The sequence below is a fragment of the Entomomonas sp. E2T0 genome, from assembly GCF_025985425.1.
Lineage (GTDB): Bacteria > Pseudomonadota > Gammaproteobacteria > Pseudomonadales > Pseudomonadaceae > Entomomonas.
This window is the reverse complement of record NZ_CP094972.1, coordinates 1,492,860-1,513,820: the sequence shown is the minus strand read 5'-3', so window position 1 is coordinate 1,513,820 and position 20,961 is coordinate 1,492,860. Positions and strand designations below refer to the sequence as shown.

Sequence of the window (20,961 nt, the reverse complement as noted above, 5' to 3'; positions counted from 1 at the left end):
TTAAACTATTATTGAAAGCTATTGCACCTTGGGGTTTAGAAAAAATAAGAAGCAATAGCTTTTCATTAAAATTTTACTTACTAGGTATGGCCTACCTGAAAATCAGTTAATCTCAATCCAATTTGCACAAATGCAAGCCTCATACTACGACTAAGTCTTATTTGCCATTGATCTTTAGAAATTTGCTTTAAGTCTGCATCGCCAATAGCATTTGCTGCAGCTTGAATGGTTGCCTGACCTTCAAGCTCTGCAAAAAATGTATCAAACTTTTCCTCTTCTACATGAGTATCAAGCTTATTCCTTAATCTAGCCCTTTTGGCATCAGTTAAATCAACTTCCCATACTGGCATAAAAACCTCCTGTAATTTTTAGAGTTTTTATTTAACTATATAAACAGTAAAAGCAACAATGAAATTATAAGAGCAAAAGAATATAAAGCTGTGCCATATCTATTAAATGTTAAAAATAGCAAAAAGAAGTAAATATTTATTCGTTAGAATTTGTTATAGTTAAAGATTAAAATAGAAACATGGCATTATGTTTTTATACCATTTTTGCCATAAAGCATACCGCCTTGCTCAAGGTATTTAGGTTTAACTGTATTATTAGGATACGAAATAGCATAGCCAGCAATACCCACTTGAGAACCATCACCAGCTAATCCCACCACAGAACCTAAAGAGCCATTTTGCCCTAAATCACCACCCTTGCCACCAGCTATAGTATATCCATTAGCAAGTGTTTGACCTTTACCACCTTCTTCGATAGTAGCATCAATAGCACCATTACCATTAGGTGTAGTGCCTATTGCCTCACCAGCACCGCCACCACCATGAGCTAGACCTACTGTAATCTGGTTATTATTCACTATTCTAAAACCTCTGGCAGTAGCACCACCGCCTCCACCACCACCAATAACAGCAAAGTTTTGAATTTGTGTAAATTTGTACTTATTTCTGATAGCATCACTGCCATTATAGGCTTTTCCCCCTACTAATGGTGGGATACCATGACCACCTTTACCCACAATGTAGCCAATATTAAGAATAGTAACCATGCTACCATCAGGAAAGTTATCATCAATTAATAAGGCTGGTTTAGTTATATCTTGTGAGCCTATTATGCCTTCATTCACTAATACAAAATTTTTAGACAATTTACTCATATCAAATAAACTGGACAAGGTAATATTGTATAACGTTTGATCGACTGCATTATGATAAAGCTGATCATCTGTCAAACTTCCATCTGGCAATGGGAAAAATTGATATTTTCTACCCAAATCCCCTATGTTAATAACACCCTTTTTTACTTCGTGCATTTTGCCATTAAGATTTAAAATAATTTTATTTACTTTATGATAGGCATTATTCCAAGCTAGTTTTACAAGTATCATAATCAACTAATTCCAGTAGGGATTAGGGTCATAAATAAGATAGCCTTCTAAATGCTCACCTGTGCCATCAGGTGGCACTTCTGTTGCTATATTCCATTTAATTTGACGATCTAAAAAATAGGGAATACTACCTGCTACCCTTGTACTGCGTTCAGGATTTTCTCTTTCATAGGCAATACATACACCGTCTATTTCAGTCTCTTTAGCCTGTGCAATAACATTATTAGCCGTTCCTAAAACCAGTGGCTTTTTCTTTTTATCTGCCATAATAAGCACCTTATAGTTGTGTATAATCTTCTTGAATGGTCATTAATTCGGTAGCAGATTTTGCTTTACCAATATATTGATGAATTTTCCCATCATTAGTGTTAGGGTCTAAAGGCGTAGTAACAATTTGTCCTGTTGTACCTAAATAATAGCGTGAACCAATGGTTAATCCTGATAATGCAGCATTAACAGTACCTAGTGGATAAACGGCTACTGTCTCACCTGAAGCGACAGCTTCTTTAATAAATCCATCCACTGGACGACTATTAGAGTTATCCGCCATCCGAATAGAGGCTGTACCACTATCCTCGAAGATATTAACAAATGATCCTGCACTAATCGCTTCACTTGCCATAATAATATCAGGTGTTTCGGTAGTATCTGGTAGCATTGAAACATCCAGTTTACCTTCACTGTCTAACGCTGGGATTTTTCCTGCATCAGCCGCACCTGTACTGATCGTAATTGCACTCACTAACTTACGTACACCATTTACTAATGTTAAAATCTTTTGCACTGCCATAATCTACCTACCTATAATTCAATGGGGTCTTGGATATTTAATAAAATTGTTTTGTCTGCTATTGCTGTACCAATAAGTACACAATAACCTTTATTTAAAGGTGTTTGAGTCAATGTACCCTCTACCCCTAAATAAACTCTGCCTAATGTAAAGTTAAATGACTGGTCTGTTAGTTCACCCTGTCTTTTAATTTTTATAGGATTATTTTGCATAGCTCCAGTTACTGCTATACCTGCAATAAAGAAGATATTGTCACTGTCTGAACTATCGAGTTGATAAGCCTTACCTGTTTTTACATAGACTACTTTTAAAGCTGAGATATTTACCCCTGCGGTAGCGGTTAATACTTCGCCGCTACCGTCTTTACCTGCTGCCCCTCTAATACCAGCCATGACAATGTGTGGCTGTTTTGTGACTGTATTATTAACCACGATTTGAGAGCTGTTATCTGCATCAATTACTTTCATCGCGTGACCTCTGGCTCAATAGTTACGCCACTTGGACTAACTACTGATAACACTTCACCTGATGGAGCTGTGGCCTCTACATCATAGATAGCATTACACCAACAAAACGTTGCTGTTACTTCCGCAGGAATTTGTAAGATAATTAAATGGTTTTGAGCATCTACAATAACCTGATCCCATTGATAAAATATTTCTTTACTGTTGATATGGGGTCTAATGGTTGCTCTTGCTGTAAATCCTGTTAAGTCATAAGGTTTATAGTAAGAAATCATGCCGCTTCCTGAGTAAGGACGTTTGCAACAGACTGTCATTTGGTTGATTTCAATAATATCTTTATCTATAACCGTAGCTATTACAGGGCATTCTGTATTTAACTCAAAAGGATTTTTGACACAGCTAATAGTCACAGGCCAATTATCAGGAATGCTATGATCTTCTACTAAAAGTTGCACAGGTACTTTATTAATAAGTTCTGAAATAGATCTATAAACTATTTCGTTATCAGCTAGTTTAAATCCATAATTAAAGGTTTTACCTTGTTGTATGGTTATCTCTATTGGTTGTGTCATAACTATCCTCTTTTAAGGATAAAATTATGTCCCTTTGTGGTCTTGTCAAGATTTTTTGTTATTATTGTCTGCAAAAGCATTACTATAATTGATTGCATAGAACTCATTGCCTAAAAAATACAGTCCTCCCCCTGCGGTATAAGGACTGTCTATAATTTTAGTAAAGGTTTTAGCTGAGTCTTTAGAAATATAAACTTTGCCACTTTTTCCCTGTGTTCCTACTCTGTAGATAATCCCTGCTGGGATGATTTCCTTGCCATCCTTGTCGGTTACTTTCTTTTGGTAGCAGGTAGCCACAATATCACCATCTGCTTTAGGTGTCCTTTTGAGGACTTCAAAGGTCTGTGTTTCAATATCAAATTTAACCAGTAGATTTTCTTCATGCTTGGGGTAAGACCTAAAACAAAATAATACTTCCGTATCACTCATCACTGTGCCGTATTTTCTACCCCATGTTATAGGAAAAATATCTGCATAAAGCCAAAAATATTTATGGTGACGATAGGTAGTATCATTTTCTGAGATTAAGTTTGCCCCAAACTTTAATTTTGCAGTATCAAATTTATATATTTTTCCATCAATATAGAGATGGAAGAAGGTTTCCAAATTGGTATCAGGATCATTCATATCTTCTATGGAACTTTCCCCTGCATAGTTTGCCGCCGCTTCATCATATCTTTTGTGTCGAGTATTAGACACTAATACAATTTCTTTATCGCCAACTGTATCAGCCCAAAGGGTATGGTATATATTCCAGAATGCACCATCAGTACCGCCAAACTTTTTACTCGTCTGTGAGTTACCAGAAGCATCATGTTCAATCACTTTGGCTTCTTCAAAGGCTAATGCACCATCTTCACGTAGTTTAAAATAAACTCTTAGCACTGCCGTTTGTGAGTCATAAACATTATAGGTTCCACCACCACTCGTACTTGTTCTTTCACTATAGTGACTACGAACACCTGAGATATAAATAGCAATACCTTTGCTCGTGCCTACTACTAATGGCTGCCCTAGTAGATTAGGTAAATAGCCAAGCCATTTACCCCCCTCTTTTGGTGGTACGCTTATCAATGATGCCGCATCACGCCATTTATCAGCATTTTCTTCATATTTTTCTAAATAAAAAAATGCTTCTTCTGAAGAGTTAGTCGGTGTTACCTGTAGTCTTATAGGTGTATATGAGCCATTTCTTGTATTCAGTACAAAAATAAACAACGCCGCTTGTCCATAACCAGCATAATAATCTTTGTAGGTAATACTGGTCGATGTTTCTTGTAGTATCTCAGGGTTGGGATTTTCACAGAAACAAACACCTCCCATAATTCTCAGTGAGTTGTAGGCCATAGCATAACTACCACCAATAGCAATATAGGGTAATGTTGCCCCTCCTCTTGGCTTTCTTTGACAGATTGATGCATCTAGCTGTTTTAATGTATTTGAGTTTTCAAAAATTGTCATCGCTAAATTACCCAAGTAGCCATTGCCTTTTAGTTCTTTTCTTGCAATGCCTCTTTCAATAAAAAAATAACTCCAACACCTTGAGCGTTTTGCACCTTTGTAACCATCAGGCCAGCTATCAGCATCATTCCAGCCATCTAGTGAGCCTGTATTATTATCTTTATATCTGATGTTTTCACTGACTGAAATAATAGATCGTTCTACTGCTGAAGCCCTATATTCAACATAGGGTTTTTCACTGCTTTCACTACCCAAAGAGTAATATAAATAACCTAATTTTTTAGGTTCTCTTTTGATTTTTATAGACCCTTCTTTTATTTTATTTTTTACATTGGGGTTAAACACATCACGCCCTGTATTTAGTTCTATTACATGGGTTTCTGCCTGTTGTTGTAACCACTGAACCTCGTTAAAGGTAGCCAGTATGCCAACTAAACATACATTGCTATCAATCACTTTGGTATTAATAAATTGTCCTGATTTTATGCTTTTCCCTATATAGCCTTTATAAAAATGATTCATGGACAGAGCATTACTATAATCTAATGTTTTAGCCCTGTTTTTAAAATAGGAAGCATATTTTTGACCACTGACTGAGGCGATAGATAACGAATGTAAGTATTTACTCATCTATCAGTTCCTCTGAATACACGAACTCTTTCCAAAAGCCATTGGTGGTATCGTAGTAAATTTCATACGATTGGTGGGCTGCTGAACCAAAATAATTAATGCCCAACTCAGGGTATAGGCTTGGCAAATCAGGCTTGGTTAGCTCAGTTTTGTCTGACTGATTAATAAAAAATAGTTGTCTATCCCATGAAGTAGGATTTCTACCATTCCATAACACATAACAGCTTTCTTCATTAACAGGTAATACTAAACTTCTACGAAAGCCCATATTTTTAACAGTAGCAATATAGCCACTGGTATTTTGTTTTATAGCCCATTCATTAGCAGGGTAGATAATATTTAAGTAATCAGTACTTTCAAAAGGTATCAACCCTTTAAAAATTTGTTGTCCTGCATAAGTAAATTGTTCATTGTCTTTTAAACCATCACTATTAATCTTTTGGTTATCTAATAAGATACCATCGCCATTGTCTTTAAAAGTAAATAATGCCAGCTGCATACCTGTATCTGTAATAACTGCATTAAAATAACTTTGAGGATAATATTCATCAGGTAAGATATAGCGAATAACATTATTATTAACATCCTCTAAAGATAAAGTTTTATCTATTCGATTTGTTTTAAAGTATCCATATAAATTAGGGATACCACAAATAGAAGAGGTATTGAATCCTTTGCTATGTTTAGCGTGTACGATTGAGTTTTTATAAGCCCCAATAGTTATATCATTATCAGTAATCCAGTTAATTCTTGCTTTATATTTATCCGTTATCGTTCCTGCACCACCATAGTCAAAACACATAAAATGTAGATAATCGTCATGGATAACAAAAGTATAACTGTATGTACTATTATATTTTGGGTATGGTTCACCACTCACTACTGTATCATAGGGCGTATGAGCAAAATCTAAGATAATTCTTTCAACAATACCCATTTTGAGAATCGCACCGTTGAAAGGGTCTGTTAATAACAATAATAATAATTGATCATGTATCTTTTTTGAAAAAAATAACGATAATTCTACTGGCCTAATCATCGGAAACTGTCTCCATTTGTGCCACAAGAATAGAGTTGGCATTGGAGGCAGCAGCAGCTATTTGTGCAAAAGACTCTGCTGCTCTGGCTACGGCTGGATTAAAGGAAGGATCAGGACGATACGCCTCTATTTTTAGTTTTTCGTAGGTATTACCAGCATCCAATTGGGCGGTGGCAGCCGTTAGTTTTAAACGCTCAAAACCCAGTTCATTATCATAGTAGCTGCCTAATGCTCTGTAGTAAGCATTATAGATATTGGCTTTGGCTTCAGCTATTCTGGTTTGGTAGTTAGGCATATCCATAAATAATTTATAGAAATCTGCCATTGCTTTTAAGAGGGCAATTTTTAGATTAATCGCCTGTTCTACTGCAAATTTGAGTAAATCGAGTTTGACATTGATCTCATTGATCATGATTTCTTTATTGGCTGCTGAAATAGTATCACTAGCATTTTCTTCTGTCTGTTGAATAGCTGCTACCATTGCGCCCATAGGAAGAGTAAAACCACGACTAGAAAATTCAGCATAGATTTGATTTTTCTCTATCTGTGCTGTTTTATAAGCGTTATCCCTTGCCTGATTCCACACTGCCCTAAACATTTGTTCACTGTTGCCATAAGGATCTTCACCTGAAATCACTTTGCATAACCATTCTTCAGGTAATGTTCTAAGACAACATTTCAGCAGTGGAAAGTATTTATCAATTAGTTTTTCAGCTTCGGTATCTAGCCATTTAATAAAATCATTATCCAATCCATCCGGAATCAGATCATCTAATGATAAAGATGGTGGTGGTATATAAGGCTTGTTAAATTGATAGTCTAGGTTATGTTTGCTAACATTACCTAAATAATCTGAGAATCGTATTCTGCTTGCTGTTTGTCTGGCTTGACTGATGCCTTCACTAACAGTCTTCATGTTACTTTGTAGAACTGTATCTACTGTTACTGCCATTTTATTACCGCCTTATTCGTCTTTGTGATAGACCCACTTCAAATTCAAGGCTATCTATTTCTGCATACGTTATATCTTCTAATACTAAGTTCATGCGCCAATATCGCCCTGCTACCCCTTTGGCCATAAAGGTACGCCTTTGACTTTGTGTATCTTCAAAGCGGTATACATTAGTGTGCTTATCATCTACCACGACTTTTAAATACACATCACCATCACTACGAATACCAAGATAAGCAGAGGAAACACGTTTAACATTAGGTACTCCCCAATCTTTTGCGCCTATATCTAGTTCAGCGTTGATTAGTTGTCCATTATCAGTAATACCTGATAGGCGATAGAGGCCATCTGACTTAATGCCATAGGTAACACCATTACAATTAGCAAAGGAGGTAAAATCAAAGTTGTCATACAAAGATAACGCGAAATTGGCGACATTGACTGCATACTGGTAATTTTTAGTATCCTGTGGTGAAGCTTGGCTAATTAATTTGATTTTTTCTTCAAACAGGAGTTGTAAGGTGGTGGCAAAATCAATGTGTTCATTAATATAAATTGATTCATTGCCCTCAATAGTAAAGATTAAAGCTACTTCTATGCTATCTTGTATTTCAATCGTTTCAGTAAATAATAGAACGGTTATGCTGTCGATCGTTTGTTCGGTATTAATAACGATATATTCTTGTAGGTCTATGGTGTCGCCTGTCTCGTCACTGCTGGTAAATGATCCCGTTGGTAGTGGTAATTGGTTTATAAACTCAGCATAGTATTTCCTATCTGACATGATCATGTTGTGGATAGGAATAGGTGTTAAAGCTAAATCAGCTACACCACCATTAATAGCTAGTATAGGTAGTTGATTAAGAGCTGGCATCATGCCAAGAAAAACACCTGTCTGTATTTGTGGTGATGTGTCACTAATAAAGGATTCTGTTTGTATAGGTATAGCTGATTCAAAACCACAATAAAATTCTTGAAAGAAATTATCCTTTAAATAAAGTGGATTAAAAAAGTAGTTACCTACCTCTAACTCGCCTGTTAATGCTGACATCACGCCATTAAGTAAGTTGCTATCAATATTAGTAAAACCACCAGCCATTGTTATTTTGGCGATAGCGAGATTATTATCAATGCTGATAAATTCAGGATTATCAACAAAATCATTAATCATATAGAGGGTAGATTCTGCAAAGATATTGCCCGTTATGGTGCTATTGCTTTTATAGACTACTTCAAGTTCTCCGTCTATTTCAGCAAAGTAACTTATCTCGCCTGATAATGCCCTAATCATAAAGCGCGGTTGATACATTAGCTCTATATTAACCGTTTGCTTTATAACACCTGATTCAATAATGTAGGTATGTAGGTTTCCGTCTAGTTCATCCACTTTAAATAAAAAGCCATGTGCTACATGGTAATAACTTCTTGTGTTTTTACCATCAGATAAACCGCCAATAATGCCTACAAAGTTCTGTGGCACATTAAAAGAGAATTGGCAATTATCCGCAAAACTCACTACACTCACTGCACCAGCGTTCCAGCCTGTCATGGGTTTAACAGACTCTTGGGAAGGTACTGCTGGTTTGCTAGGTATTGCTGGATAGCATACGGTTTCTGGTCGATACTCTGATACAAAGTGTACCGTACCATTTTCAAAGACCATTTCTGTATGTAGCTTATATTCCACTCTGCAAAAAGCAGGTCTACCAGCTTCAGCAGGTATTTCAGGAATATAGGAATAAATACCTGTTTTAATTAATTTGTTCATGCAGTTGTTGGGAAGTAATAACCGCCTGATCCAATAGGTATAATTGCCCCTGTAGTAATATCAGGATTGGTAATGGTTAAGTCTGCGCCCATATCACTGACTGTTCCCTGTATTCTGACTTCGGTTGTCGCTATACCGTTAGTATCAGATTCTTTTACCAATCTATAAAACGTTGCACGCCCTGTATTAGTGGCTGTGCCATTCCATTGTTGATTGGTGCTTTTAATCACTCGCCCTAATGAGTCTACTTCAAATTGAAGCGGTGAACCATCAGCAGCCCTGATCTCTACTAGCATAGTGGCTGATCCAATGGAGTCATCTGCGGTGTCTGGTACATTACCTGCAAAGAGGCGTAATACAGTATTGTCGATAGCCTCTTTTAATGAGGATGTACCACCTATTTGCAGTGCTAATGCTTTTGAAATTTTAATCATAGTGTCACCTTATAAACTTGTGCCTGATAAATAAGAAAGTCTGGTTTTAACCTTTAGTTCTTCTGAAACGGTTTTTGGCGTAGATAACCTTGCAATGGATAATAAAATGCCATTACTAGATCCTTTAATATCGCTGGATACTAAGAAGTAACCGTTAATGGTTTGTTCTTCAGTAAAGGTAAATATGGCTGGATTGCTACTATTGGAAAAGGTATTGCTGCCATCAAATACTTTGTTCCATAAAGGTCTGCTCACTTCTTGATAACTCGTCACTTCACCTATATTGGGAATATCTGTGGCTTTAGAGGCGGCAGTAGGTAGATAGTTACCTTTAAAAATACCACAATAAAAATTGCTTACAGGTTGCGCATCACCAAAAGGAGAACGCATTAAAAAAGCAACGCCTTCATTGGGGATCAGGTTATGTTCTTCCCATTGGTCTACAATATTGCCTTGTTTGTCGTAGACGGTTGATTGCCATACAAAGCCATCTAATACAATACGATCTAACATGTGCATACCTCGCCATCTATTTCAATTTCCCAATAATCACCAATGGCAAGGTTATTATTAGCATGACTATTTTTATCTAATGAATTGACGATGAGTTGTCGTCCGTTATGTTCTAAGTACCCTGCTGCGCCTGTTTGTTTAACTTCAGGTGCGTAGATACCTTTGTTGGGTGTTGCTAATTCACCACTCATGCCAGCTATTACTTGTCCATAACGACAGAACCAAGCAGCACGCCCATCAGGTAATGGGGTATATGTACCTTTGATTGCATCTGTATCAGATACTTTGACTTGGTTTATTTGGTCGTTTTCGAGGTTGGCTATAAAGTAGGTTTTATCAGCTACTACATAGATACCATCAGCTACAGGCGCAATAATGCTAATGGGTGCAGGGTATTGTAAGAATCCTCTTTCTGCTCTAATTAAATGAGGCATAAAAGGAGCTGAGAAATACAGATAGTTGTCGATACTACCAATAATCACACCATGATAATTAACTAGGTTGGTGACATAAGGGAAGGGATACATATTGCCAGTAGCAAGACGTTTAGTATCTGATTCAATGTTAAGAATGGTATAACTATCATCAGCAAGACCTTGGTAATATAGAATCTCTGAATTTTGTTCAGTGGCGTAAACGTTGCTTCTAATGTTACTGTTAATTTGAATAGAGCTATTATCAGGTACATCTATAAAATAAATATCTGCCCCTGACTCCTCGCCCTCTTCACCATTGCTAGTCACTGCTAGCTTATAGCGTCCACCCTGTAAATTACCTTTACCAATAGATAAATTAACTTTAGGATTAGCAATTATCCATTGCTTAACTACTCGGCCTTTAATCCGATAAGATTGGTTGGCAATAATAAGATAAAGCTGCTCGTTAAATAACGTACCAGCTACAGTTCCATTCTCAGGCACATTAATTAATGTATCTGAAGTACCTGTTAATGTATCAAAACAAATTAGCTGATCACTATCGACAATGATTAAATCATTGCCAATGCTAAATAACGCTCTGATATTTTGTCCTGCTAATACTTTTTCAAAGCCAGTACGCAAACTAAGCAGATCACCAGCATCTAAATTAACAATGCTTCGTACAAAGCCATCTGGTAATCGTTCAATGGCTGTCACATTATTTGATCCTAACGACCAATTAATTACACGTTCCATATCCACTCCATAGCTATAGGTTGAATAGCTGAACGTCTACGTAAATTTTGATCTTTAATTTGTTGGCATTTTTGTTCAAATAAAGCTAAGTTAGTAGCGGCTCGATTAGGATCAAATATGTCAGCATCAGCCACACTAAAGGCTAGATATTTAATGTAATGTAGTAATACACGATAATCTTCTTCATTAATATCAGGTATTATTTGGTTAATATCTTCTAAAGTTAGTCGTTTAAGTGGTTTTCTAATGACTCTTAGATAGATATTGACAGGATAATGATATTTTTTGGTTAGGATCATTTCCCCTGCTTCGCTATTCAGTAATAATGAATAGGGGGTAGGATCAGCTACATTAGCAGAGATAATACGAAGATTATCCCCTGTTTCTCTAACGATGGCCTGTTTGATCTCTAAAATACGTTGATCAAAAGGTAAAAGATGTTGTTCTTTAGGTACATAGACTTGTGTTAATGGACTGCTGGTGTCATAGAATGACATGGTTTTTTTAGCAAACTCATTAAGCGCATCATTAAGATAGGTAATAAGCATAAAGTCGCTAGTGAAATAACTAGGTATTTTATCCTTCTCTTCTTCACGATAGATTTTAATGAGTTCACACACTAGCATTACTGCACAGCCTCTTGTTGAAAGGCAGTCCATGCTTTGGTGAGTTGTGATTGACTCACTTTAAAGCCAGCTTGTTTAATCACAGCCTCAAGGTTAGGATAGCCAGCACTGTACTCATCAGGTTGTAATTTTTTAATGGCTTCTATAATCGAAGTAATTACCTGATCTTTAGCAGGTTTTTCTTCTTGTTTGACTTCTACCATGTTTCTGATAATACAGCCCATCAGTGCTGCTTTTTGCTGGAAGCGTGAGCTAATATCTGTTCCCTTGCCGCCTTTCTTTGCAATAAGTGCTGAATGCCCTGATTCCAAACAAATAACTACTTTTTCTTTACCCACTGGTGGTAATACAGTAATGGTTGCATAACTCATTTTATTTATTCCTTATTAACGTTATTGATAGTCCAGTTGGATTTACCTACACCTACATGGTCAACAATTAAGATGGCTTTACCCTTATCACCAGATAAAACAGCATCAAGGGTTAGTTTGATTTGATTTAATACATGGGTTACTTTGCCTGTCACTAATAATGGCTTAACAGTTACTGTATTAAGTGGTGTATCAGCTAGATAACAATCAGCTGTTTCATCATCACCAATCTTGATAGTGCCACTATCAAATGCTTCTTCTACAATAAAATGTCCACCTGTAATAATGGTGTCGGGATGAAGAGCTAAAGCATAACGTTCTGTACGTACTGAAAAATCACTAGGGTATAATTCAATAACGGTGCTACCACTGTATTGATGACGTGAATGTTTAGTGATAAATGGCTTATCTGGCTTGTTACTTGGTTGTCTGTTCATTAGTCATCTCCTGGTATTGCACAATCAACAGTGAGTACACCAAAGTCTTCTACCGTACCTGAGTAGCTAGAAGGGAATGTGGGTTTTAGGAAGCCAATAATACGACCATGTGCTACACCAATTTGGTTACCATAGTTAAATTTCTCAGTATCCCAAGTACCATCACCAATACGGGCAAAAGCTACTGCCTGACAGCCTGCTAAACCTATACGCACACCGTTGACTTTACTATCTGCGCCCCATTTCTCACCTGCTGGAGCATGTAAAGTATTAAAGACTCGTTCGGTTTCGTGAATTACTGCACCATCATGGGTAACGATAGCACCCGTAAACCAAGGGTTATTTTTGCCACGTTCAGAGGCATTGATAATAGACTTCATAAAATCAGGGTCTTTTTTTAGTTCCCCAATAGCAGTAGCATCCATAAAGATGATGTAGTGCTTTTTACCACTGACAATTAATGGCTTGATATTGTGACGCTTAGCCATTGTAATCATGTCGGTAAGCATTTTATGATTAGGCGTATCAGTTGCAGTTAGTACGTTATTCCCCGCTTTTACAAGTTTGCCACCTGACCAAACACGATAACGATTTTCAGAAGGTGCTTTGACATCTTTAGCAAAGGCTAATTGTTGGAAGGTAGGATCATTACGCTTAGAACCATCTAGGTTGTAGTCATAACTGATACCTAATAAGGTTAAAAAGGCTAGTTGATCTACACGATCAGCTAACCATTCAGAGAGTTGTGGATTAGCCACTTTAGCAAATTGAATATTGCCACGCTGGTCATCCATACGACCTACATTTTTAACTGCATGACTTAAACGATCTAGGGTAATTTCTTGGTCATGGGCAGTCATTTCTTCTTCATTGCCCACTAACTGATTATCACCAGCTACCCCATCTTTCATGAGAGGAGCTAATAATTGAAAGATAGCTTTAGCACCTTGCTTAGTTTGAGTAAGTTCAGTGACATAGGTAAATACAGCCTTTGCACCTTTACCTAAAAACTTAGGTAGTTCTGATTGTTTTTTAGCTTCATACCAAATGTCTTTACACCAAGCTATTTTTTGCTTGGATTGCTGTTCGGCAAAAGAGGTTTCCGCCATAATAAAATCTCCAATATTTAAATTTAGTTTCAATGTCTTTGATTTAACGTCCAATGACGAAGAAACGACCTTTAAATGCTGTCGGCGCATACCTGTTTTACGTCCAGCAGACGAAGAACACTATTCTTAGTGAGCGAGCTTAATTATTAAAGCGAAGGATATGGATAGAGGATAAGTTATAGACTATCGAATAGAAATAAATATAGTAAACTTCCTCTATCCATGCTAATTAAGTTATGTCCTTTTTATTAGTTGTCAAGTATTATCATATAATTTTTTGCTTATAAGAAAACACCACGTTTGAAGTTGGGTATACTTAAATTTACAAAAAAAGTAGCTATTATGTATTGCAAATATTAATTAAATACCTCATTCCTTAAAATTAAGTATAAAAATAGTTAAACTATAATAATGACTTTATAAAATATCCTTCCTAAAACTAACACATATAAAAAGCTTAGAGATAAAAAATATATTAGTATTCCCATAGTACAATACAAATAAGATTCACTAATAAACAAATTTATTACACCCATAATGATTAAACATAACAATAATCCTGATGCTATGAAAGCTTCGGTCATCAGGTTTTTAAAATGCCCTGTTTTTCTCATATTTGCAATTAACTTTCTATCCATTATTGCTGTCAAAATAGCTATCGAAGTAATTAAAAATCCGAGAAGCACGCTACTTAAATTAATTACAATATTATTAACTTCAAAAAGACGAGTTGGATTAATATTTAAACAAAACCAAATATAACTATGCACAACCAATAATGATATAAAGCTCTGTGTTGAGCAAAATATTCTTCTAAAGTTTTTTATCACCCGTTCCAAAATATTCATTTATGGATTCTCTACATTCGTTCATTGCTGAATCAATCACTTTATGAATGGTACCAGAAGGAGGATTTCCATTTGTTTCAATTTCTTGAATAGAGTAAACTCTATCAGCAATCAAGTCTATTGGATAAATAGCTCCATTTTCGTCAACTACAGCTTTTGCCTTAGTTGCCCCCATCTCAAAAAGCTCTCTAACTGCAAATTTTAAATTATCTTTTAGGGACTTATTGCTATTTCCCTTTCTTCCATCAATTCTCATTTCAACATACATACTATCTGCATCTGAACTATTAAGCATTTGTAGAGTTTGGGCAGAAAAATCATTACTTGGAATCATGTCTGGATTTGTTGGTTTTGGAACAGTAATTTCTATTCTTTTTAAAATAGAATTTCCGCTCAACAGTCGTTTAATTGCATCCGCTCTAATTACAGGTATAATTGACACATCCGTACCCCATTTCTCCTGTAGGAAAGTCTCTAATCTTTTAGTAGTACAAGCATTTCCATTTCTGCACCATCCTAAAATTTGATTTTCTGGATAATATACAAAGCAATTCTTTTCAATTAATCCATTTTCTCCTAGATCAAGGGGTTGCCCTTCATTCTTAGGTAACCCATATTCAAGATCTTGTTTTCTAAACTTTCTGAACTCTCCAGCAATTGAAACAGGCCTAGTTCTTTTTTTTACACCCCAAAGATCATATAAATAGTTAGATGTCGTCAAAGTTGAGTCTATTTGATCATCCATCATCATCTCAAAGCCACTTTCCACTTCATTTATTTCAGCAGTTGGCATAATTGTAATCTGGAAAAAATCAATTGTATATTTTCGCTTCTGTAATGGATCAGACATAACCATTTCCTTTTGATAATTAATAACTATTTTATATAAGGTTAAAATAACTTATATACTAATAACCATCAATAAAAGAAGGCATATTGCCACCATTATTAGACTAAAGTATAATATTAAACTCACCTTTTACTATATCAGGACAAATGATTTAAATTCTGACCAATAGATTATTCAATTAAATAAGAAATAACTAAACTAGCCTTTCTATTATTAACTTTCAAAATCAAACCTCCCACCATTATCTCTAAACTTTTCATACTCTTCTTCTGACATATCAGCAGGGTCAACAATTATATCTTTACCTGATGTGCCTTTTTTGGAGATTTGTGGTGTAGCTTTATTAGCACGTACTAACTGTTCTTCAACTTGTTCCTTGGTTAAAGTTGGTTTTTTCTGTACTGGTTGAGTAGTTTGCCGATTAGTTAATGTTTCTACTTTACTAACAGCATAATCTAAACTTTCTTTAAAGGTTTTATTACCACTTTCAATGGATGATTTAAAGAAGGCACTAAATACTTCAAACGCATCAGGATCAAAGTTAGCTGATTCATCATTTAGATAATCATACTTTTCTAAAAACTCATTAGCATATTTTTTATTTTCGGCTTGAGTAAGTTGCTGCTGTTCCTTCTGTTTGGCCTCTTCCCTTTCTTTGATAACCTTTTCAGCTATTTTTAATGTCTTTTCTTCAGTGAGTTTATCATGGTAAGTGTCTATTTGTTCTTGGATTTCCAGTGCTTTATCATCATCACCTATTGCCATTGCTTCATAGTAATCACGTCTTAGTTGCTTAATATTAAGCTCTGGTTCTTTAGGTGGTTCTGCTTGTTGTTTAGTTTGTGCAGAAGCGGCACCTTGTAAACGAGCAAGCTCTAATTCTAATTCACGGTACTTTTGACTAAGTTCATTCGCTTCATGTACTTTTTGTTGGAATCGCTGATAAGGCACTGATTTAGGAGGCTGATTGGCTGTTTCCTTGACCTCTTCTTGTTGTTCATCAGTTATTTCTTCTGTTGATTTATCTACTGTTTCTTTATTGGTCTCTGGTTCATCTGTTACTATTTCTTCATTAGTCACTTCATCTGCATCAGGATCATAAGGTAAATCATCGTTGATCGTATTTATTGCTTCATTTGACATAGTATTACTCTCTCTTAGGTTATTAATCAATTTGTGGTGTTCTGATTCCCTGCATTATTCCCACATCAGGATTAGCAGGGGTTAAGGGATTAGTATTAGTTGGATTCGCTAGTTCAGCTTCGGGTAGTTGTTGAGTAGGTGTAGCTACAATAGGTGGTTGATCTTTATCTTGATAACCTGCTGATTTTAATAGTTGGTCAGCAATAGGTGCTGTTTGTGGTGTAGCAGCTATAACATTAGCAGCCTGTACACCGCTATAGACTGATTCAATACCTTTATTGACTGAGTCAGCTTTGATTCTTTCGGCTTCGGCTTGTAGTTTTTCAATCTTGGCCATAATTTCTTGAGCCTTGGCCTCTTCTACTGGGTCAGTTTGTGGTTCTTGCATTTTGGTGAGTGCATCTAGCATGTCTTGTTTATCGGTAATATTGCTGTATCTAATTAGAATACGGATAAATTCAGGGGTAACTACTTGTGGTACTTTGTTAGCCAATTCTATTAGTTGGTTAAATTGGCTGTTATCAAAGGTAATTTGCATCGGTTGTTCACTGATCACTACATCATATTCACCAATGGTAAGATCATTTAAGATACGTCCATCTTCTAAAGGATAGTTAAGATAGATTTCTTCAGATGTTTGTTTACCATTAATATCCGTATTGGTAATTCTCCTAGTGCGTGGTAAATCGTAGAAGGTTTGAATAAGTTCAATAAAGAAGCGACCTACCATATTACGAGTGCGCGCCAATGAGTCTAAAGCTAAAGCTAGTTGCTGTTGTGCTGCAAATTGGCGACTCTGTATAGCTACGCCACTAATCTCTTGGCCTTGTTGGCCTAGCATGGCTTCATTGATACCTGTTACATCATGGATTGCTACGGTTGCTCTATCCGTTAAGTTGGTAACACCTGAAGGAATAGGATTAGGTTGTAGTTTGAAGGGTACTTTGGATGGATCGGTATCATGCTTTAGAATTAAATTAAGTCCAATCGTAGAACCTACTTCACTTAATTTCTCATTGGACATATTAGCAAGGGTATTTTCCCAACTAACAAAACCACTATTAGCTGTGGTATTAACTATATGCAGTGATTGACTCAGTGTTTTGTTAAGTAGTTTTTGTGGGTCTTTGGCATTATCCACTAAGCCAAGGGTAAGGCCACGCCTAAACATGGGGAAGTAGGGAATTATTGTAAAATGGTTGTAAGGTGAGATTTCATTGTATAAAACAGCATTGGAGGTAGTAGCCACTCTTCTTACTACCCTACGTTGCATTTTATGCAGAAAATAACCACTCGCTATTAAATGGTTCTTTTGTTCTTCTTTCAGTGCATGAGCGATACGAATATCACCAGTAGGAGTAATAAACACATCTACTTGTTCATTTACCCAATATTGACGATCAATAATTCTATAACGTTTTATGCCATCACTACATAATCTGGCACTGCTGGAATAACTACCTGCAAAACTATTACGTGTTTCTTCTTCATCTAGTCCATCACCAAAGTTGTTAGAGGGTTCTTGTGCCTCTAATAATGTTTTTAATGATGATGGGTTAATATCGTAAGTACTGGCAATTTCATCTATGGTAAACCAACGTGTAACAATAACATCTTGCCAGTTATCAGGGTCATAGTCGTTAGCATCAGGATCAGGTATAACATCCAATGGATCAAGTATATTTATTGAGATTTCACCAAGAATAGTATCATCGTAGCTAATACCTATATCATAGTAACCACGCTTCATTATTAAACCATCTGCAAAAAGCTCTGTTTCTTTCCAATGAAAATTAATATTGTCAGCTATTTGCATTGCTAGCTTTGATAAAGTAGCTGCTAGTTCATCATTGGCTACACCACCACGAGGACGATAGCTAATATCTGCTCGATTGGCAATCTGATAGCCAATGGCTGCATTAATCCTCGGTAGAATTTGGTTAATGGTTAAGGCAGGTTTTTTAAGGCGTTGCATGACTGCTAGGGCAGCATCAGACCACTGCTTACCAAGATAGAAGGCTTCATTTTCTTTCGCTTCCTGACAATAATCACTGTGGCCTTTACGCATACCGTAGTTGTAGCGTTGCCAATTCATAGCACATAGTTGAGTATCATCCGTTTCTTTTATATCTAGCTCTTCATTTACTATCATATTATGCAGCCATGTAATCTAAATCTGAGTTAGTAAGGTTTTTCTGCCAATCTGGTGTATAACTGTCATCCGCTTGGATAGGTGCAGCAAAGGTTAAAGCTAGAGCATCACCATCATCAGGGGATTTACCTGTTTCTTTCTTGATTTTTTCTTTTGAATCTAGTTTGATTTGCCCATTGTGGGTAAAGGAGTAACTAGGTGCAGTTAAATCCATATGTAAGCGATCAGTATCTGGAATAGAAGGTGTAATAGGATCAGCTATCCAATCTGCCATTTCTCCCCATATTTCAGCACGTTTATTGTAGTATTTGCGTGGATCACTAGGTTTAGCATTGAAAACTACAGGCGTGACACGTTTACCATGCCCCCATAATACTAGTAAGTCATAAACACCAGCACCTAATCCACCCGTAATATCAATAAACATCATTCTAATACTAGGATCATTGCGTAATAGGTTGGCACAGATACTAGCTACTTCTGGCACGGATAGACCATTATATGATCCTTCTTTCCAAGCGACTCGACCTTGTCGATGGTAAATACTGGTATCATCATCACCATAGCGAGCCACATCTACACCTACCACATGCGCGCCTATCCTTTGCATATATGCTGCTACTTGCTTTCTAGCCTTGGTAACAGCAAAGGTGCTTACTAATGGCTGGTGGCCTACTTTTTGGAAAGCGAGATCACAGGTAGCAGGATATTCTTGGTTAAATACGTCTTTACTGCCGTTAAAATCTGAGAATATTTTATTAGCTCGCCATGCCATCTGGTTAATATCAAGGCCATAGGTTTCCATATACTCAAGATCATATTCATTTAGCTCTAAATCTTTGGTTGGTTCTCTTCTGTACTCTTCTTGAATATACCAAGGTACAAAAATAGGAATATAATCAGACTTACCAGCAACAGCTAATTTCCAACGCTCATGAAAAAAGTTCATACCATTAGCCGTAGATTCCAAAAATATCTCTGTACCTTCCTTATCTGGTATTGATTGCCCAAGACCTGCCATAATATTGATACCAAAAGGCCAATAAGCCACTTCAGAGCCATGAAAAAATTGTGCAGTAAAAGAGCGTCCTGTTGTTTTATTTTTGGCTGTAGCTACACGATAGCTACTATTTAACTTTGAAAAGGATAATGTTTTAGCATTCCTAGCATTAATTTTTGGCTTAAATTCATCATGGCTGAGATCATAATAATTTTTAGCCATATTAAATAGGTTATCTGTAGCATCAAGATCATGGGTAAGAATAAAAGTTTTCTTATTGGTTTTGCTAGAGGTACGCTTATAAAATCTCGCACCAACATAAGTACTAATGCCTTGCTGTCTACCCTTTACACAAATTGCCCTAACCTTACCATTTTCTTGTAATTGCTTTTCTACTGCATCATGAACTATCTTTTGTGCTTCATTCATATAGAAAGGTACTATTTCACCATCTTTATCAATGATCTTAAGATTATTAGCAAAATAATAAGCATCATCTGTCATCATGCGCTTAAAATAGCTGTCAGCCGTTTTAGATGCACAATTAGACATCTTTGGCCTCACTTGCTAAGCGTGCTAATCGTTCTTCATAGGACTCGCCTTCTACTTCATCTGTGATATTGTAAGCTTGGCGTTCTAAAGGGATTAGATTTTTAAGAGTAGTAGATAAATCACGTAAGGTGCTAGCATGAGTAGGCAAAGCAACAGCTTTTAACATAGCACTGCGCCTAACGGTAGTTTGATCCTCTTCTGTTTCAGATAAGATAGCTGCTTCTATTTCATTTCGATTAGTAGCTGCTTCTTGGAGTTGCCCCATAAATAGATTAACTAACTCTCTTCCTGTGCGAATATCTTTACGATGTTGGGTAATAACTTGAATGTTGGTTAATGCTGCTGCTTTGATATCCTCGCGCGTGGGGGTGTGCGCAAAGTGTGCGCAATCTTTATATACACCACTAACCAACCCCTCTCTCGTAAGCTCTTGAACCTGTTTTGTAATGTTGCGTGTCCAACCATATCTTTTAGCTCTACTTGTTATTGTACTGTGTGAACCTTTAAAATTATGTTTTTCAGCAATAGCTCTTACAGATAACTGTCCCAGTCTGTAGTCTTTCTCTATTGCTTCCCAGTCATATTTAGCATTAGCCATAACAAATAATTACCTATATCTCTCCAAGTGAGTTCATTTATAACCCTATTCAAATTATGTCCCTTTATAATGTTGTCAAGC

At 36.3% G+C, this 20,961-nt stretch carries 23 protein-coding genes; all 23 read right to left on the bottom strand.

Features of this window, described 5'->3' with window-relative positions:
- Positions 1-80: 80 nt before the first annotated feature.
- The 23 genes from MTZ49_RS07280 to MTZ49_RS07170 all read right to left on the bottom strand — a co-directional run bounded on the left by MTZ49_RS07280 (position 81) and on the right by MTZ49_RS07170 (position 20,880).
- Positions 81-350 carry a hypothetical protein gene (locus tag MTZ49_RS07280; protein WP_264747675.1) on the bottom strand — a complete coding sequence of 90 codons (270 nt, stop codon included), beginning with the start codon at positions 348-350 and terminating at the stop codon, positions 81-83.
- 185 nt (positions 351-535) lie between these two features.
- Positions 536-1,396 carry a hypothetical protein gene (locus tag MTZ49_RS07275; RefSeq protein WP_264747674.1) on the bottom strand — a complete coding sequence of 287 codons (861 nt, stop codon included), beginning with the start codon at positions 1,394-1,396 and terminating at the stop codon, positions 536-538.
- 6 nt (positions 1,397-1,402) lie between these two features.
- Positions 1,403-1,663 (bottom strand): hypothetical protein, encoded by a 261-nt coding sequence (locus MTZ49_RS07270; RefSeq protein WP_264747673.1) that lies wholly within the window; start codon positions 1,661-1,663, stop codon positions 1,403-1,405.
- A gap of 10 nt (positions 1,664-1,673) precedes the next feature.
- The gene (locus MTZ49_RS07265; protein ID WP_264747672.1) at positions 1,674-2,186 is read right to left on the bottom strand and encodes a hypothetical protein; all 513 of its coding nucleotides are present in this window, start codon (positions 2,184-2,186) and stop codon (positions 1,674-1,676) included.
- An 11-nt stretch (positions 2,187-2,197) separates the two neighbouring features.
- The gene (locus MTZ49_RS07260) at positions 2,198-2,653 is read right to left on the bottom strand and encodes a hypothetical protein (RefSeq protein WP_264747671.1); all 456 of its coding nucleotides are present in this window, start codon (positions 2,651-2,653) and stop codon (positions 2,198-2,200) included.
- Positions 2,650-3,222 carry a hypothetical protein gene (locus tag MTZ49_RS07255; protein WP_264747670.1) on the bottom strand — a complete coding sequence of 191 codons (573 nt, stop codon included), beginning with the start codon at positions 3,220-3,222 and terminating at the stop codon, positions 2,650-2,652. Before MTZ49_RS07255 ends, MTZ49_RS07260 begins: the two co-directional genes overlap by 4 nt.
- Positions 3,223-3,267: 45 nt before the next feature.
- Positions 3,268-5,313: a hypothetical protein gene (locus MTZ49_RS07250; RefSeq protein WP_264747669.1), complete on the bottom strand. Its 2,046-nt coding sequence runs from the start codon at positions 5,311-5,313 to the stop codon at positions 3,268-3,270.
- Positions 5,306-6,352 (bottom strand): hypothetical protein, encoded by a 1,047-nt coding sequence (locus tag MTZ49_RS07245; RefSeq protein ID WP_264747668.1) that lies wholly within the window; start codon positions 6,350-6,352, stop codon positions 5,306-5,308. The genes MTZ49_RS07250 and MTZ49_RS07245 overlap by 8 nt, the downstream gene beginning before the upstream one ends.
- A complete protein-coding gene (locus MTZ49_RS07240; RefSeq protein WP_264747667.1) occupies positions 6,345-7,304 on the bottom strand; it encodes a hypothetical protein in 960 nt (319 codons plus the stop codon). Before MTZ49_RS07240 ends, MTZ49_RS07245 begins: the two co-directional genes overlap by 8 nt.
- 4 nt (positions 7,305-7,308) lie before the next feature.
- Complete coding sequence (locus MTZ49_RS07235; protein WP_264747666.1) at positions 7,309-9,072, bottom strand: hypothetical protein; 1,764 nt, start codon at positions 9,070-9,072, stop codon at positions 7,309-7,311.
- Positions 9,069-9,506, bottom strand: a complete 438-nt coding sequence (locus MTZ49_RS07230) for a hypothetical protein (RefSeq protein ID WP_264747665.1) — start codon at positions 9,504-9,506, stop codon at positions 9,069-9,071. The genes MTZ49_RS07235 and MTZ49_RS07230 overlap by 4 nt, the downstream gene beginning before the upstream one ends.
- Before the next feature lie 9 nt (positions 9,507-9,515).
- The gene (locus MTZ49_RS07225) at positions 9,516-10,019 is read right to left on the bottom strand and encodes a hypothetical protein (RefSeq protein WP_264747664.1); all 504 of its coding nucleotides are present in this window, start codon (positions 10,017-10,019) and stop codon (positions 9,516-9,518) included.
- Positions 10,013-11,194, bottom strand: coding sequence for a hypothetical protein (locus MTZ49_RS07220; RefSeq protein ID WP_264747663.1), 1,182 nt, complete (start codon positions 11,192-11,194; stop codon positions 10,013-10,015). The genes MTZ49_RS07225 and MTZ49_RS07220 overlap by 7 nt, the downstream gene beginning before the upstream one ends.
- Positions 11,182-11,820, bottom strand: a complete 639-nt coding sequence (locus MTZ49_RS07215; protein WP_264747662.1) for a hypothetical protein — start codon at positions 11,818-11,820, stop codon at positions 11,182-11,184. The genes MTZ49_RS07220 and MTZ49_RS07215 overlap by 13 nt, the downstream gene beginning before the upstream one ends.
- Positions 11,820-12,191, bottom strand: a complete 372-nt coding sequence (locus tag MTZ49_RS07210) for a hypothetical protein (protein ID WP_264747661.1) — start codon at positions 12,189-12,191, stop codon at positions 11,820-11,822. The genes MTZ49_RS07215 and MTZ49_RS07210 overlap by 1 nt, the downstream gene beginning before the upstream one ends.
- A gap of 5 nt (positions 12,192-12,196) precedes the next feature.
- Positions 12,197-12,628 (bottom strand): hypothetical protein, encoded by a 432-nt coding sequence (locus tag MTZ49_RS07205; RefSeq protein ID WP_264747660.1) that lies wholly within the window; start codon positions 12,626-12,628, stop codon positions 12,197-12,199.
- Positions 12,628-13,737 carry a DUF4043 family protein gene (locus MTZ49_RS07200; RefSeq protein ID WP_264747659.1) on the bottom strand — a complete coding sequence of 370 codons (1,110 nt, stop codon included), beginning with the start codon at positions 13,735-13,737 and terminating at the stop codon, positions 12,628-12,630. The genes MTZ49_RS07205 and MTZ49_RS07200 overlap by 1 nt, the downstream gene beginning before the upstream one ends.
- Before the next feature lie 398 nt (positions 13,738-14,135).
- Positions 14,136-14,585, bottom strand: coding sequence for a hypothetical protein (locus tag MTZ49_RS07195; protein WP_201091100.1), 450 nt, complete (start codon positions 14,583-14,585; stop codon positions 14,136-14,138).
- Positions 14,551-15,435 (bottom strand): DUF6731 family protein, encoded by an 885-nt coding sequence (locus MTZ49_RS07190; protein WP_201091101.1) that lies wholly within the window; start codon positions 15,433-15,435, stop codon positions 14,551-14,553. The genes MTZ49_RS07195 and MTZ49_RS07190 overlap by 35 nt, the downstream gene beginning before the upstream one ends.
- A gap of 213 nt (positions 15,436-15,648) precedes the next feature.
- On the bottom strand, positions 15,649-16,578 hold the full coding sequence (locus tag MTZ49_RS07185) for a hypothetical protein (protein ID WP_264747658.1): 930 nt from the start codon (positions 16,576-16,578) through the stop codon (positions 15,649-15,651).
- A gap of 22 nt (positions 16,579-16,600) precedes the next feature.
- Positions 16,601-18,730, bottom strand: coding sequence for a portal protein (locus tag MTZ49_RS07180; protein ID WP_264747657.1), 2,130 nt, complete (start codon positions 18,728-18,730; stop codon positions 16,601-16,603).
- A 1-nt stretch (position 18,731) separates the two neighbouring features.
- Positions 18,732-20,282 (bottom strand): hypothetical protein, encoded by a 1,551-nt coding sequence (locus MTZ49_RS07175; protein WP_264747656.1) that lies wholly within the window; start codon positions 20,280-20,282, stop codon positions 18,732-18,734.
- A complete protein-coding gene (locus tag MTZ49_RS07170; protein WP_264747655.1) occupies positions 20,275-20,880 on the bottom strand; it encodes a hypothetical protein in 606 nt (201 codons plus the stop codon). Before MTZ49_RS07170 ends, MTZ49_RS07175 begins: the two co-directional genes overlap by 8 nt.
- Between the last annotated feature and the right edge of the window lie 81 nt (positions 20,881-20,961).

Bases quoted from the DNA above. Each gene is read 5' to 3' on its own strand.
- MTZ49_RS07200 (WP_264747659.1), bottom strand. From the start codon at position 13,737: ATGGCGGAAACCTCTTTTGCCGAACAGCAATCCAAGCAAAAAATAGCT.
- MTZ49_RS07250 (WP_264747669.1), bottom strand. From the start codon at position 5,313: ATGAGTAAATACTTACATTCGTTATCTATCGCCTCAGTCAGTGGTCAA.
- MTZ49_RS07220 (WP_264747663.1), bottom strand. From the start codon at position 11,194: ATGGAACGTGTAATTAATTGGTCGTTAGGATCAAATAATGTGACAGCC.
- MTZ49_RS07210 (WP_264747661.1), bottom strand. From the start codon at position 12,191: ATGAGTTATGCAACCATTACTGTATTACCACCAGTGGGTAAAGAAAAA.
- MTZ49_RS07270 (WP_264747673.1), bottom strand. From the start codon at position 1,663: ATGGCAGATAAAAAGAAAAAGCCACTGGTTTTAGGAACGGCTAATAAT.
- MTZ49_RS07230 (WP_264747665.1), bottom strand. From the start codon at position 9,506: ATGATTAAAATTTCAAAAGCATTAGCACTGCAAATAGGTGGTACATCC.
- MTZ49_RS07255 (WP_264747670.1), bottom strand. From the start codon at position 3,222: ATGACACAACCAATAGAGATAACCATACAACAAGGTAAAACCTTTAAT.
- MTZ49_RS07235 (WP_264747666.1), bottom strand. From the start codon at position 9,072: ATGAACAAATTAATTAAAACAGGTATTTATTCCTATATTCCTGAAATA.
- MTZ49_RS07245 (WP_264747668.1), bottom strand. From the start codon at position 6,352: ATGATTAGGCCAGTAGAATTATCGTTATTTTTTTCAAAAAAGATACAT.
- MTZ49_RS07225 (WP_264747664.1), bottom strand. From the start codon at position 10,019: ATGTTAGATCGTATTGTATTAGATGGCTTTGTATGGCAATCAACCGTC.
- MTZ49_RS07280 (WP_264747675.1), bottom strand. From the start codon at position 350: ATGCCAGTATGGGAAGTTGATTTAACTGATGCCAAAAGGGCTAGATTA.
- MTZ49_RS07215 (WP_264747662.1), bottom strand. From the start codon at position 11,820: ATGCTAGTGTGTGAACTCATTAAAATCTATCGTGAAGAAGAGAAGGAT.
- MTZ49_RS07175 (WP_264747656.1), bottom strand. From the start codon at position 20,282: ATGTCTAATTGTGCATCTAAAACGGCTGACAGCTATTTTAAGCGCATG.
- MTZ49_RS07170 (WP_264747655.1), bottom strand. From the start codon at position 20,880: ATGGCTAATGCTAAATATGACTGGGAAGCAATAGAGAAAGACTACAGA.
- MTZ49_RS07265 (WP_264747672.1), bottom strand. From the start codon at position 2,186: ATGGCAGTGCAAAAGATTTTAACATTAGTAAATGGTGTACGTAAGTTA.
- MTZ49_RS07195 (WP_201091100.1), bottom strand. From the start codon at position 14,585: ATGAATATTTTGGAACGGGTGATAAAAAACTTTAGAAGAATATTTTGC.
- MTZ49_RS07185 (WP_264747658.1), bottom strand. From the start codon at position 16,578: ATGTCAAATGAAGCAATAAATACGATCAACGATGATTTACCTTATGAT.
- MTZ49_RS07260 (WP_264747671.1), bottom strand. From the start codon at position 2,653: ATGAAAGTAATTGATGCAGATAACAGCTCTCAAATCGTGGTTAATAAT.
- MTZ49_RS07275 (WP_264747674.1), bottom strand. From the start codon at position 1,396: ATGATACTTGTAAAACTAGCTTGGAATAATGCCTATCATAAAGTAAAT.
- MTZ49_RS07180 (WP_264747657.1), bottom strand. From the start codon at position 18,730: ATGATAGTAAATGAAGAGCTAGATATAAAAGAAACGGATGATACTCAA.
- MTZ49_RS07240 (WP_264747667.1), bottom strand. From the start codon at position 7,304: ATGGCAGTAACAGTAGATACAGTTCTACAAAGTAACATGAAGACTGTT.
- MTZ49_RS07205 (WP_264747660.1), bottom strand. From the start codon at position 12,628: ATGAACAGACAACCAAGTAACAAGCCAGATAAGCCATTTATCACTAAA.
- MTZ49_RS07190 (WP_201091101.1), bottom strand. From the start codon at position 15,435: ATGTCTGATCCATTACAGAAGCGAAAATATACAATTGATTTTTTCCAG.